This is a genomic window from Actinospineispora spinosispora DSM 44797, from assembly GCF_000429025.1.
Lineage (GTDB): Bacteria > Actinomycetota > Actinomycetes > Mycobacteriales > Pseudonocardiaceae > Pseudonocardia > Pseudonocardia spinosispora.
On sequence record NZ_KE386837.1, the window covers coordinates 250,392 to 264,323 of the forward strand.

Here is a 13,932-nt window from a genome sequence, read left to right on the forward strand (position 1 = left end):
TCGCGGGTCAGTACAGGCAAGGGGGATCCGCGAGCAGAGGAGCAGGTCATGAGTTTGCCTCAGGTTGTGTCCCGCGAGCAGTGGCTGGTGGCGCGCAAGGCGTTGCTGGCCAAGGAGAAGGAGCTGACCAGGACACGCGATGCGCTGAACACCCGCCGGCGTGAGCTGCCGATGGTCGAGGTCGAGAAGGAGTACCTGTTCGAGGGGTCGGACGGCAAGGCCACGCTGCTGGACCTGTTCGACGGGCATCGCCAGCTGATCGTCAGCCACGTGATGTTCGACCCGAGCTGGGACGACGCCTGCCCGAGCTGTACGGCCGGCATCGAGGAGCGGTCACCGGGCCTGGTCGAGCACCTGTCGACGAGGGACACCGCACTCGTGCACGTCTCGCGCGCCCCGATCGCGAAGATCGAGGACTACCGACGGCGCAAGGGCTGGGACATCACCTGGGTGTCGTCCCACGGCAGCGACTTCAACTACGACTACGCCGTCACGATGGACGACTCGGTCACGCCGGTCATCTACAACTACAAGACCGTCGACGAGCACCGGGACAGCGGCACCGAGTACTACTTCAGCGGTCAGCAGCCGTCCGAACAGCCCGGGATGAGCTGTTTCCTGCGCAACGGCGACGCGATCTTCCACACATATTCGACGTACGGCCGGGGCGCCGAGCAGACCGGTGGCTCCTACTACTACCTGGACCTCACGGCGTTGGGCAGGCAGGAGAAGTGGGAGGAGCCGAGTGGCCGGGCCGACTTCTCCCGCGAACCGGTACCCGACTTCCACGAATGAACCCGGCTGCCGGATCATATTTGTGCCGCTAGGGTCATGCAGCGGCCCCCACCACGCCGCATGACACGAAGCCAGTCTGGGTTGATCACGTGAAGGTACTTCTGCTCGAGGGCATCCATCCGGTCGCGGTGGAAGCGTTCACCCGCGCCGGGTTCGAGGTCGACGCTCGTCCTCGCTCACTGACCGAGGACGAGCTGGTCGACGAGTTGCCCGGGGTGTCGCTGCTCGGCATCCGCTCCAACACCAGGATCACGCCGCGCGTTCTCGAAGCGGCGAAGGACCTGCAGGCGTTGGGCTGCTTCTGCATCGGCACCAACCAGGTCGACCTCGCGGACGCCGCCGAGCGCGGTATCGCGGTGTTCAACGCGCCGTTCTCCAACACCCGCAGCGTCGTCGAGCTGGTGCTCGGCGAGATCATCGCGCTGGCGCGGCGGCTGCCGGAGAAGACGCAGAAGATGCACGAGGGCATCTGGGACAAGTCGGCGAAGGGAAGCCACGAGGTCCGGGGGCGCACCCTCGGCATCGTCGGGTACGGCAACATCGGCACACAGCTGTCGAACGTCGCGGAGGCCTTCGGGCTGCGGGTGATCTTCTACGACACCGCCGACCGGCTGGCGCACGGCAATGCCCGGCGCGTCGGTTCGCTGGACGCGCTGCTCGCCGAGGCGGACATCGTGAGCCTGCACGTCGACGGCAGGCCCGGCAACGCGGGGCTGTTCGGCGCGGACCAGTTCGACCGGATGAAGCCGGGCTCGGTGTTCATCAACGCCTCGCGCGGGATGGTCGTCGACGAGGTCGCGCTGCGGGACAACATCCAGTCCGGGCACGTGTCCGGCGCGGCGATCGACGTGTTCCCGATCGAGCCGAAGGCGCAGGGCGAGCAGTTCGACTCGCCGCTGCGCGGGCTCGACAACGTCATCCTCACGCCGCACGTCGGTGGGTCGACGCAGGAGGCGCAGGAGGAGATCGGCTACTTCGTCGCGAACAAGCTGCTGGGCTTCGTCAACTCGGGTGCGACCGCGCTGTCGGTCAACCTGCCCGAGGTGGCCGCGCCGCAGCCGTCCGGTGCGTTCCGCATGGGCTACCTGCACGTGAGCGTCCCCGGCGTGCTGGCAGGCATCAACCACCTGCTCGCCGACACCGGCGTCAACGTGATCGGCCAGTCGCTGTCCACCCGGGGCGAGCAGGGCTACGTGGTGACGGACACCGACAGCGTCCTGACCGATGCGGCGCTGGCGGGCCTCCTGCAGTCCCCCCACACCATCTGGCTCCGCTCCTGGCAGCTCTAAAGTCTTTTTTTGCCGCTCACTGCGCGACTGAAATGACAGATGCCCTCTCCCGGAAATCCGGGAGAGGGCATCTGTCATTTACGGTATTAGCCTGAAGTGTATTTTGCTCCAATCGTCGAGTTTTCTTCGTTCCTGTCTATCGCTACGTGATTTCCTGGAAGACTGTGGGCGCCCAGTCTGGGTGGCGATACGACTGACACGACGTGAGCGACACGGGGGCTTGCGTCGCCGGCGACAGGGGAGAACGTGACCGCGGTACGTCTCACGGTGGAAATAGCAGGTAACCCGCTCCGAGCGGAGCGACTGACTCGTCAGCTCCGCGAGCATCTCGATGATTTCGGTGGCGTCGAGGCAAATCTTGAAGTCGCCCAACTGGATGCGATCGGGGCTAAAGGGGTAACGGAGATACTGAGTGTCACAGTTACTGTGGGTTGGGCGTTGAAATTCGCCGAGCCCGCGCTACGGGCTTGGTTCGAACGGAACAAGAACAACCACGTCGTGATAGAGAAAGACGGAATTCGTATTGTGCTCGACGGTCAGTCTTCGGTCGCGCAGCTGCGAATGCTGGAAGGCACACTCCTGGCAGAGCCGGAAACCGACAACACTGATGCCCGATGACCTATCGGCCACGCCATGCCCTGTTGGTCGGTACCTCTCGGTACCAGTACGAGGAGCTGCCCGACCTGCCGTCCTGCGCGGTCGATGTGTCGGCACTGGCCGAGGTGCTCCGGGATCGTGAGATCGGGGCCTATACCGATGTCCGGATCGTCCTCGACCAGTCGGCGGCTCAGATCGGCAACGAGATCGGGCAGTTCCTTGATTCGGTCGGCCCGGACGGGCTGGCACTCGTGTACTTCACCGGACACGGGCTACGCGCATCTCGGACCACCGGAGAGTTCTTCTTCGCGGCCACCGATACCGATCCGAAGCGGCCGGAATCCAGCGGCGTCCGAGCCAGCTTCGTGAACGAACTGTTAGAGGTGTGCCGGGCGACCCAGAAGGTGGCCATTCTCGACTGCTGTCTGAGCGGCGGCTTCGTACACGGCTTCCGGGTGCGCGAGGAACTGCCGGGCGAAGGCCAGCCTGTGGCGAAGGGCGTGAATGGCGCGGCGTCGAGTGGTGTCTTCGTGCTGTCTTCATCCGGTCCGACGGAGCTGTCCTTCAGCGGTGTCCAAGGCCCTGACGGGCAGCGTCCTTCGCGGTTCACCGAGGTGATCGTTGATGCGTTGTGGACCGGGCTCGGCGGGACGGCGCAACGGGGTGGGCAGGTCAGCGTGACTCAGCTGCAGGAACACGTCCAGACACAGATGCAGCGGCTGCAGCCACCGCAGACGCCGCTCTACTGTGCATTCGCGGTCGACGGCAGGATGACGATAGCGGAGGCGCCCCGTGGGCCTCGGCCGTCCGATCGTCCGACGAGTGTCGAGCCGGTCGAGCCCATCGCTCGCCCCACGGCGCTGCCAGGGACGCCTGACTGGCGGCGACTGCTGGCCTACTTCCAGGACCACGTGTTGGCGGAGAGTAGCGAGCGCCGCTTACTCGATGCCCGTGATGGCGGTGGGGCGTTCGTCTGTCTGACCGGCGAGGAACGGCTGATCAGCGGGGCCCTCGACGACGGGGAGATGCCGGTTCCCAGCTACCTGGAAGGCTGGTTGGCCGGGCGCGACCCCAATGCGGAGCTGTGGACGGGTTATCCGGCTGTTGTCCTGAACGAGAGCGCGGGTGCCGGAGGACAGCGGTTCGCGCCGCTGTTCGTCCGGCGGGTGGAAGTCACCGACCGACAGCGGTTGCGTCCTTTCGGCCCGGTACTGCCCAACGCGGAGTTGGCTCGTGAGTTGCTGGATGCCGAGACCGCGGATCAGCTCATCGACAGCTACGAGCCGGCCTGGCTGGCCGGCGAGCATGGCAGGCTGGGCCTCGAGGCTCGCGCGATCTTGGCCACGGACTTCGGTATGCCCTGCGTCGAAGAACTCGAGCCGGAACGGTTGTCCTCCAGGCTCGACCTCAACAGCCCAGGTCAGGGAGCCCGGAACGCCGCAGTGCTGTTCACCGCGGTCGATAACGACAAATTCACCAAAGGTCTGCGCGAAGATCTGGCCGTCATCACGGGGAAAGCGGCGCAGATCGATGGGACTGCGCTCGGTCTACTCGCCCGGCCTCGCTCGGAATGGCCGCGTCCTGAGGTGCCCGAGCCTCGTATGGTCACCCCGCACTCGGCCAATGACACGCAGCGCACGGTGCTCCGTCTGGCGATGACCCAACCGTTGACGGTTGCCACCGGTCCGCCGGGCACGGGTAAGAGCCAGCTGGTCACCAATGTGATCGCCACCGCGATCGCCAACGGCCAGAAGGTGCTTCTCGCGTCGAACAACCACGCGGCGGTCAACGAGGTCTGTGCCAAGTTCGCCGAGTTCGCCCCGGGCGGGCTGGTGCGTACCAGGGACAAGGACCGACCCGATATCGAGAAGGAAGCTCTCGAGTCGTTGTGCACCCTCGCCGCGCCGCCGCAGGGCAGCGTCGACACGGCGAGAGCAAAGCTGCATCAGGCAACCGAAACGATGGCCGAACTGGATCGGGAGCTGGCCGAAGGAGCATGGGCGGAGGTGGCGCTTGCCCGAACGGCGACCGAGCTGCTCGAGCGGGCGAGCCAGCTGAGGGTCGACCTGGCGAGTCTGCGGCAGAGGATCGAGCCCGACCCTGGCCGATGGGTGCGTCGGGCGCGTCGAGCCGCCGACGCATCGTGGTTCGCGGCCTGGCGTCGGCGTCGGCTCATGCGACAGGCCGGCGTGGACGAACGGCAGGCCGACGAGAACGGATGCCAGGCCCTCCTGGTCGTTGCCGAAGCGCTGCACGAGCAGGCCGGTGCCAGGGCCGTGGCGATGGCACAGCGTCCTGATCGGGAAGCAGCGATCGCCGTCGACGCAGCGGCACTAGGGGTCCAACTCACGTCCACGGAGCTGGTCCGCGCCCAGGTGCGCGCATCGGCGCACTCGGGACGCGGGGCAATCGACGAGCTGCTTCGAATGATGGTCAGACGCAAACCTGACTGGCCTCTGGTGCGGAAGGTTCTCGATCGAGTTCCTGCCTGGGCGGTGACGACCTTGTCCGTCCGACGCTTTCCGCCCGATCCCCAGCTGTTCGACCTGGTGGTGATCGACGAGGCCAGCCAGTGCTCGCTCTCGAACGCGCTGCCCTTGTTGTTCCGGGCGCGTCGGGCGTTGATCATCGGAGACCCGATGCAGCTCAGCGCGATCACCAAGGTCGACGCGGTCGAAGCGGCGCGGATTCGCCGTCGGCACCGTCTGTCGGCCTCTTGGCTGGAGGAACGCGGGCTGCTGGCGACGAACTCGGCTTATGATGCCGCCGCGCGCGCGTACGGCGACCCGGTGCTGTTGGACGAGCATTTCCGTTGCCACCCGGACATCGCGGACGCTGCCAGCCGGCTGTTCTACGGTGGCCGTTGGACCGTGCTGACCGATATTCGCGGTCGGCCGTCGGTCGAGGGCCCGGCGGTGCGGGGATCGGACGTGTGCGGCGAGGCTCGGCGTGGATCGGGCAGAAAGTCGTGGACCAACGCGGTGGAAGCGGAACGGGTCGTGGATGAGGTATCGAAGCTCCTCGACGCGCTTCCGCCCGAGGCGAGTATCGGTGTGGTCACGCCGTTCACCGCTCAGGCCAAGTTGATCGCGGCACGGGTCGAGCAGCGGTGTGGCCCGCTCGAGGAGAATCGGTTTCTCTCGGCGACCGTGCATACCTTCCAAGGCGGTCAACGTGACGTCATGCTGTTGTCCCTGACGGCTCGAGGTGAGCATGCGTCCGGTGCCATGAACTGGATGAACAAGCAATACGAACTGTGGAATGTCGCCATCACCCGAGCGCGTTCTAACCTCTTCGTGGTGGGTGATCTGGAGCTGTGGCGGAGCCGTTCCGAGGTTGTCAGGGTCCTGCTTGACGGTGCCTCCGAATCGGCGAGCGCCGGCGGCTGGGCCAACCAGCTCTACGGCGCACTCCTCCGCCAGACGGGGCTCGACGTACGGCTCGGAGTGTCACGCCGGGGACACCGGGTCGACGCGATGGTCCCGATGGAGGGAGCCGAGGTCGCCGTGGTGGTTGACGACGGCGCCGCGAGCGATCTTGCTCTCGAAGCACATCGACGTCGCATCTTGCGGCGCTGCGCGCTGCTCGGGGACGACGTCGGGCCGGCCGTCCGCGTACCGACCTGGAAGCTGATCGAGGGCGCGGACCTCGACCTGGGCCGCTGAGGCGATGGCTCGCATAGCCTGATGCAGGGCGACTTCGCAGACTCTGATGTTGCGTCGCAGATACTGCAGCGTCTGCGACGCAACACGAAGCTCTGCGAAGTCGCCCTGTCCGGGCGGTGGGGGTCACGGGAGTTGGTCGTCTAGTGCCTTGTAGATGCGTTTTTCGCTCACCGGGTAGCGGGTGCCCAGGGTTTGGGCGAAGAAGCTCACCCTCAGCTCCTCGATCATCCAGCGGATCTCGGTGACCGAGGGCGGTGGCGGTGTGCCGGCCGGTTGCGCGTCCAGGAGCTCCTGGTAGGCCACCTGGACCTCCTGCACCCTGGCCATCCAGTCCCGATCGCGGGTCGGCTCGCGGGGCAGCGTCTCCAGACGACGGGACGTCGCGCGCAGGTAGCGCGCCACGTCGGCGAGGCGGTCCGCGCCGGTCGCCGCCACGAAACCGGGGTACACCAGCGCGGACAGCTGGGCGCGCACGTCCGCCAGCGAGGACTCCACCCCCGGCGACCGGACGTCGGCCAGCCGGGCCTCCGCCTCCGTGTGGGCCGCGAGCACCGACACCACACCGGCGACCACGTCGACGAGCGCGCCGGTCAGCCCGGTGCGCATCGCCGTGAGCAACCGCTCGAAGCCGCTGGAGGTCCAGGACGGACCTCCGGCGCGGGCCAGCACCGCATCGGTCGCCGCGTCCAGACAGTCCGCCAGCAGCGCGTCCAACGAACCGTGCGGGCCCCGGCTCAGCGCCAGCGAGTCGGTGTTGCTCAGCCTCCGGCGGACCTGCCGGACCGGCGACTGCGAGTTCAGCAGCAGCAACCGTCGGGTGCCCCGGCTCATCGCGGTCTGCTGCTCGACCTCGGAGGCCATCACCCGCACCGACACCGACTCACCCGCGTCGACCAGCGCCGGGTAGCCGACCAGCTGGTAGCCGTCGCGCTCCCGGCGGACCGTGCGCGGCAGCTCCGCGCCCAGGTCGGACCAGGCGCGCACCCCGGTCCGCTCCACCTCGGCACCCGCCGCCTCGGACAGCGCCGCCCTGGTCCTGCGCGCCAACCGGTCACGCAGCTGCGCCAAGTCCTTGCCGGTTCCGACGACGGCACCATCTTCACCGATCACCCGGAAGGTGATCCGCAGGTGATCCGGCACGTGGTCCCAGCGCCACGCGTCCGGCGGCACCGTCACCCCGGCCAGCTGCCGCAACACCCTGCTCAGCTCGGACAGCAGTGAACCCCGCGCCGGGTCGATCATCGTCAGCGCCGCCCGCACCGTGTCCGGCACCGGCACGAAGTTGCGCCGCAGGTCCTTGCGCAGCGACCGGATCAGCGCGGTGACCAGCTCCTCCCGGTGCCCGGGCACCTGCCAGCTGAACGCCGCCTCGTCGACCCGGTGCAGCAGCGCCAGCGGGATGTCGACGCTGACCCCGTCGTCCGGCGTCCCCGGCTCGAACTCGTAGTTCAGGGCCAGCCGCGCGGGCTGTTCTGCCCCGGGCGTCGAGGTCGACCAGAACGACGGGTAGTCGTTCTCCGACACCCCGTCGTGGTGGGTGATCTCCTCCAACGTCATGGTGAGCAGATCGGGGTTGTCCCGGCTCGCGGTCTTCCACCAGCGGTCGAAATGCCGTGTCGACGCGACCCGCTCAGGGATGCGTTTGTCGTAGAACTCGAACAGCGTCTGCTCGTCGATGCCGATGTCCCGGCGCCGGGCCCGCTGCTCCCATTCGCCGACCTCGTCGAGCAGCTCGCGGTTGCGATGGAAGAACGGGTGGTGGGTGCGCCACTCACCGGCGACCAGCGCGTGCCGGATGAACAGCTCCCGGCACAGCTCCGGGTCGACCGAGGTGTAGGTGGTCAGCCGGTCAACCACGATCGGCACCCCGTACAGGGTGACCCGCTCGTGCGCCATGACCGCGCCCCGCTTCGCCGACCAGGCGGGCTCGGAGAACGTGCTCCGCACCAGGTGCGTGGCCAGCGGCTCGATCCACTCCGGTTCGATGCGGGCGACCGTGCGGCCCCACAGCCGGGACGTCTCGACCAGCTCGGCCGCCATGACCCACCGGGGCGGTCGCCGGAACAGCGCCGAACCGGGGAAGATCGCGAACGACGCACTGCGCGCACCCAGGTAGGTGTTGCGCTGGCGCTGCTGCGCACGCTGCCGGTTGCGGTTCTGTTGCTGGTTGTTGGTCGACGTCGGAGGTTCGGTCTGCAGACCGATGTGCGACAGCAACCCGGCGAGCAGCGACTGGTGCATCGCCTTCGGATCGGTCGTCTCGTCGTCCGACTCGGTCGTCGAGATGTCCAGCTCGCGCAACACCCGGCGCAGCTGCCCGTGCAGGTCCTGCCACTCCCGGATACGCAGGTAGTGCAGGTACTCCTGTCGGCACATGCGGCGGAACTGGTTGCTGCTCAGCTCCGCGCGCCGTTGCTTCAGGTAGCGCCACAGGTTCAGGTAGCCCATGAAGTCCGAGCGCGGGTCGGCGAACCGGGCGTGGCTGGCGTCGGCCGCCTGCTGGTTGTCGGCCGGACGTTCGCGCGGGTCCTGGATGGACAGCGCCGCGACGATCACCAGCACGTCCGCGGCGCAACCGTTGCGTCCGGCTTCCAGCAGCATGCGGGCGAACCGGGGGTCGATCGGCAGCCGGTCCAGCGAACGGCCGATCTCGGTGATCTTGCGCTGCGGGCCGGCATCCGTGCCGGTGACCGCGCCGAGCTCGTGCAGCAGGTTGACGCCGTCGGTGACGGCGCGTTTGTCCGGCGGATCGACGAACGGGAAGTCCGCGACCTCGCCCAGCCCGAGCGAGATCATCCGCAGCATGACCGAGGCCAGGTTGGTGCGCAGGATCTCGGGGTCGGTGAACTGGTCGCGCGCGTCGTAGTCGTCCTCGGCGTACAGCCGGATGCAGATGCCATCGCTCGTACGGCCGCACCGCCCGGCACGTTGGTTCGCCGAAGCCTGCGACACCTTCTCGATCGGCAGCCGCTGCACCTTGGTGCGGTGGCTGTACCGGGAGATGCGCGCCGTGCCGGTGTCCACGACGTACTTGATGCCCGGCACCGTCAGCGACGTCTCGGCGACGTTCGTGGCCAGCACGATCCGCCGCGACACACCCTGCGAGGGCCGTCCCCACACGCGCTGCTGCTCGGCGCTGGACAACCGGGCGTACAGCGGCAGCAGCTCGGTGTCGCGGAGCAGCCCCCGGGTTCCATCGGCGGTGATCGCACCGGCGAGCGTCTCGGTCGCGTCCCGGATGTCCCGCTCACCCGGCAGGAACACCAGGATGTCGCCCGGGCCCTCGGCGGCGAGCTCGCGGCACGCGGCGACGATCGCCTCCGGCTGGTCCCGCTCGTCGTCGTCCGGCCTGTCCGGGTCGGTCAGCGGCCGGTAGCGCACCTCGACCGGATACGTACGGCCGGACACCTCGATGATCGGCGCGGGTCGACCCGGCTCGCCAAAGTGCTCGGCGAACCGTTCCGGGTCGATCGTCGCCGAGGTGATGATCAGCTTGAGGTCGGGCCGCCGGGGCAGCAGCCGCTTGAGGTAGCCGAGGATGAAGTCGATGTTGAGGCTGCGCTCGTGCGCCTCGTCGATGATCAACGTGTCGTACTGGTTGAGCATCCGGTCCTGGCCCAGCTCGGCGAGCAGGATGCCGTCGGTCATGAGCTTGACCTGGGTCCGGGCCGAGACCTGGTCGGTGAACCGCACCTTCCACCCGACGACCTCGCCGAGCGGGGTGTCCAGCTCCTCGGCGATGCGGGTGGCGATCGTGCGCGCCGCGAGCCTGCGCGGCTGGGTGTGGCCGATCTTGCCGGTGACACCCCGGCCCAGTTCGAGGCAGATCTTGGGCAGCTGGGTGGTCTTACCGGAGCCGGTCTCCCCGGCGACGATCACCACCTGGTTGTTGCTGATGGCGTCGGCGAGGTCGTCGCGCCTGGCCGTGATCGGCAACTCCGGCGGGTAACTGATGTGCATGGTGACCCCATGATCCCAGCTCACCGGCCAAGGCTGCCAATCCGTTTAGCTCACGCGGAAACTCCCGAGGAACCGGTACATCAGATCCGTGCCCCGACGCAGCGCGTCCACCCGGATCCGTTCGTCGTTGCCGTGCATGCGGACCATCGTGTCGTTGTCCACCGCGTACGGGTAGATGCCGTACACCGGGATGCCGCGCTCGCGCCACGGCCCGGCGCTCGTGCCCGCCTCGAACGGGCCCGGCGCGACCGGGATGCCGCCGTAGGTGTCGCGCAGGCTCTGCTCCAGGTGCCGGTAGACGTCGGTGTCGGTGCTCGACGGGCTGTCCGCGAGTCGCTGCTGGTACTGGACGAGCAGCTGGTCAGGGGCCTGCGTGGTGCCCTTCGTGCTGATCCGCAGGTCCAGCTGGGGCTCCGCGCCGAGTACGGCCCGCATCTGGTCGAGCGTCTCGGCGACCGGCTGGCCGCCTGGCAGCAGACGCAGGTTCATCGTCGCGGTCGCCGAGCCCGGCATGACGTTCGTCCGGTAGCCGGCCTGCTGGATGACCTGGGTGACGGTGTGGCGCAGCATCGCGTTGTGCAGCCACGGGTACGGGCTGAGCGACACCACGAGATCGGCTGCTCTGTTGCGCTCGGTCTGGTCGGCGGTGCTCAGCAGGAGCCGTAGCGCGTCGGCGAGCGCGGGGTTGTCGGTGGCGGCGGCCAGCGCCTCGAAGTACGGCCGGGCGACCGGGGCGAGGGTCGCGGGCGGCTGGTAGTCGGCGAGACGGCTGATCGCCCGGTCCAGCCGGATGATCGCGGAGTCCGGCATCGGTTTGGACGAGTGCGTCGTGGTGCCGCGCGCGACCAGCTCCACGTTCGTCGCCGACTTGTCCTGCACGGTGATGCCGGCCAGCATCGGCGTGACGCCGTCGGACCTGGTCAGGATCCAGCCGCCCTCGGTGATCACCGCACCCGCGTCGATCGTCGACCAGTGCGACCGCGCGAGCCACCGCGTGCCGCTCGGACCTGCTTCCTCGTCGCAGTCGGACAGGAAGATGATGTCCCGGTCGAACCGGGTGCCCTCCTGGACGTGCCGCAGCAGCGCGCTGATGAATGCGGCGTTCGCGCCCTTCATGTCGAGGCTGCCCCTGCCGTACAGCCAGCCGTCGACGACCTCACCGCCGAACGGGTCGACCGACCACCGGTCCCGTTCGACCGACACGACGTCGGAGTGCCCCAGCATCAACAGTGGTTTGCCGCCCTGCCCGGTGCCGGTGATGCGCGCGACGAAGTGCGCGTTGTCCGCCTTCGGCACGTTGAGGATCTCGGTCTGCGCGCCCGCCGCGTCGAACATGTCCTTCAACATGTCGGCGTGCGGCCGGGTGATCCCGCCGTCGCCGTTGTGCGACGTGTCGAACCGGATCATCGTGCGAGCCAGCTCGACCGGGTCCAGGTCGACCGGATCCACGCTCGGCGCACCTGAACAACCGGCTAACCCGCCGAATGCCGCGACCCCGGCCGCGGCACCACCGATCCGCAACGCCGTCCGCCTGGAAACCCGACCCGACCGATCCATGACGCCCCCGCTCCGGCGCGCACTGCAGCGGTCAACGGTAACGCGAAGGTGTCATGCGCAAGGATTGATTTATCGGTGATGCAGGGGGCTGACCGCTCAGGCGGGCACGACGGCGCGCCCGTCCGTTCCGGTGTTCACCGGCGGCACGGGCCCACGGGCAGGCATCGACCTGACGTCGAACCGGGTGCTGCACGAGCGTGCCGACTCCACGCCGTGACGCGTTCGAGTTCGTCGAATCGGTCGTCGCCCAGCCACCTCGCCTGCTGATCGGCACGTAACGGTGGCTCAGCGGTCGAAGTAGCGGTCCAGGATTCGCTTGGCCTCGTCGCTCTTGCGGTGGCTGTAGTCACCGAAGTAGTCGTCGAGGACCTCTTTGGCGTTCGCGTGGTCGACGTTGTCGAGGTCGTCCCAGTCCCAGTCATGGTGGTGGTGATGACCCATGAGGTGCGCCGACGGCGTGGCAGCGGCGGCGGTGCCCGCCGACATGAAGAGGGCGATGACAACAGCGGCCGTGGCGCAGGCCACCGAGTGCAGGACGCGAGTCATGAGGGCAATCCTTCCAAGATTGTCTGACGAGCGTAGCCCCGAAAATCGCTGATCCGAATAGCTTTACTCCTGTGATTCCGATCAAGACCGGATCGGGCTATCGCCGCATCCGCTGGACGCGCGGGCGGTAGTGGTCCAGCTCGTCGACCAGCTCGGTGGCGTCCAGCGGGAGCAACGTCAGTGGGATCAGCACCGGCGAGCCCACCAGCGCCGTCGCCGCGCGGTACCGCCAGCGTCGGCTCTCGGGTGCCCTGGCGATGACCGCGCGGGGTTCGCTCACCCGCAGCCGGACCGCGATCGAGCCGAGTGTGCCGCCGGTCAGCCGCGTCAGCCGGCTCGTCCGGTAGTCGACGATCTCCTGCCAGCTCAGCCGCCCGAGCGGGCTGCGCGGGAACACCACCCCCGCACGGTCGATGATCAGCACCGGTTCGTTGCGCACGGCGCGGCGGCCGAGTGCGACACCCGGCTTACCGAACAGCCAGACCAGCAGGCCGCCGAGGACCAGCCCCCACAGCGCGTCCGGTGACTGCGATACGGCGAGGTCCTGGACGCTGGCCCCGACCAGCAGCAGCCCGATGACCCCGACATAGCAGAGGAAAGCTGCCAGCCCGACCTGACGCCACCGCCGGGCGTACACGAGTAATCGTCCGTCCTGCCGAACCAGGTACCTGTCGCGTGCCCTCATCCGGCCGGGCTCGCGCCGAAGCCGGCCTCGGCGAGCACACCGTCGGTGAAGTCGGGCCACGCCGAGGCTGCCCACTCGCCGAAGTTGCGGTCGGTCAGTGCCACACAGGCCAGCCCCGCCGGCGGATCGACCCAGAGGAACGTGCCGGACTGCCCGAAGTGCCCGAACGCCTCCGGCGAACTGGTGTGCCCGGTCCAGTGCGGGGTCTTGTGGTGGCGCAGCTCGAAGCCGAGCCCCCAGTCGTTCGGGTTCTGCCTGCCGAACCCGGGCAGCACCCCGGCCAGGTCGGGGTAGGCGGTCTCGCCGGTCGCCTCGTGCAGGGTCTGCTCGGCGATCAGCTTCGGCGCCTGCAGCTCGGCGGCGAACAACGCCAGGTCCCCGCAGGTGGAGATGCCGCCGGCGCCGGCGGAACCGGTCAGCCGGGAGCTGGTCATGCCGAGCGGGGTGAACACCGCCTCGGTCAGGTAGTCGGCGAACGTGATGCCGCTCGAGCTGGTCACCGTGTCGGCGAGTACCGAGAAGCCGGTGTTGGAGTAGATGCGGCGGGTACCGGGGCGTGCCTGCACCGTGTCGCTGTCGAATGCCAGACCGGAGGTGTGCGAGATCAGGTGCCGCACCGTCGAACCGGGCGGTCCCGCCGGCTGGTCCCACTCGACGGCGCCCTCCTCGACCGCGATCAGCACCGCGTACGCGCTGAGCAGCTTCGTCACCGACGCGAGCCGGAACTCCCGGTCCTGAGGCCCGTGTGTGCCCCGCACCGAACCGTCCGCGCCCACGACGGCAACCGCCACGTGCTCAACCGGCCACTCGTCAACCACACCCAGACTTCGCACGCCCT

9 protein-coding genes are annotated in these 13,932 nt (G+C 68.3%); 4 read left to right on the plus strand and 5 right to left on the minus strand.

Annotated elements, in window-relative coordinates; genetic code table 11:
* Positions 1–48: 48 nt before the first annotated feature.
* The 4 genes from G406_RS0140050 (at position 49) to G406_RS0140060 (ending at position 6,346) form a co-directional block, all read left to right on the plus strand.
* Entirely contained in the window at positions 49–795 is a 747-nt protein-coding gene (locus G406_RS0140050) for a DUF899 domain-containing protein (RefSeq protein WP_028938229.1), read from the plus strand.
* 89 nt (positions 796–884) lie between these two features.
* The gene (gene serA / locus G406_RS0140055; protein ID WP_028938230.1) at positions 885–2,084 is read left to right on the plus strand and encodes a phosphoglycerate dehydrogenase; all 1,200 of its coding nucleotides are present in this window, start codon (positions 885–887) and stop codon (positions 2,082–2,084) included.
* Positions 2,085–2,330: 246 nt separating this feature from the next.
* Positions 2,331–2,702: a hypothetical protein gene (locus tag G406_RS57585; RefSeq protein WP_156935402.1), complete on the plus strand. Its 372-nt coding sequence runs from the start codon at positions 2,331–2,333 to the stop codon at positions 2,700–2,702.
* A complete protein-coding gene (locus G406_RS0140060; protein WP_028938231.1) occupies positions 2,699–6,346 on the plus strand; it encodes a caspase, EACC1-associated type in 3,648 nt (1,215 codons plus the stop codon). The genes G406_RS57585 and G406_RS0140060 overlap by 4 nt, the downstream gene beginning before the upstream one ends.
* 123 nt (positions 6,347–6,469) lie before the next feature.
* Here G406_RS0140060 and hrpA read toward each other — a convergent pair whose 3' ends face one another.
* From hrpA to G406_RS0140095, 5 genes are all read right to left on the minus strand, one after another.
* Positions 6,470–10,306: an ATP-dependent RNA helicase HrpA gene (gene hrpA / locus G406_RS52800; protein ID WP_051343323.1), complete on the minus strand. Its 3,837-nt coding sequence runs from the start codon at positions 10,304–10,306 to the stop codon at positions 6,470–6,472.
* Positions 10,307–10,351: 45 nt separating this feature from the next.
* The gene (locus G406_RS52805) at positions 10,352–11,755 is read right to left on the minus strand and encodes a M20/M25/M40 family metallo-hydrolase (protein WP_211241413.1); all 1,404 of its coding nucleotides are present in this window, start codon (positions 11,753–11,755) and stop codon (positions 10,352–10,354) included.
* A 393-nt stretch (positions 11,756–12,148) separates the two neighbouring features.
* Positions 12,149–12,409 carry a hypothetical protein gene (locus G406_RS0140085; protein WP_028938232.1) on the minus strand — a complete coding sequence of 87 codons (261 nt, stop codon included), beginning with the start codon at positions 12,407–12,409 and terminating at the stop codon, positions 12,149–12,151.
* A gap of 97 nt (positions 12,410–12,506) precedes the next feature.
* Positions 12,507–13,094 (minus strand): STM3941 family protein, encoded by a 588-nt coding sequence (locus G406_RS0140090; RefSeq protein ID WP_156935403.1) that lies wholly within the window; start codon positions 13,092–13,094, stop codon positions 12,507–12,509.
* Positions 13,091–13,927: a serine hydrolase domain-containing protein gene (locus G406_RS0140095; protein ID WP_028938234.1), complete on the minus strand. Its 837-nt coding sequence runs from the start codon at positions 13,925–13,927 to the stop codon at positions 13,091–13,093. Before G406_RS0140095 ends, G406_RS0140090 begins: the two co-directional genes overlap by 4 nt.
* Positions 13,928–13,932: the final 5 nt, after the last annotated feature.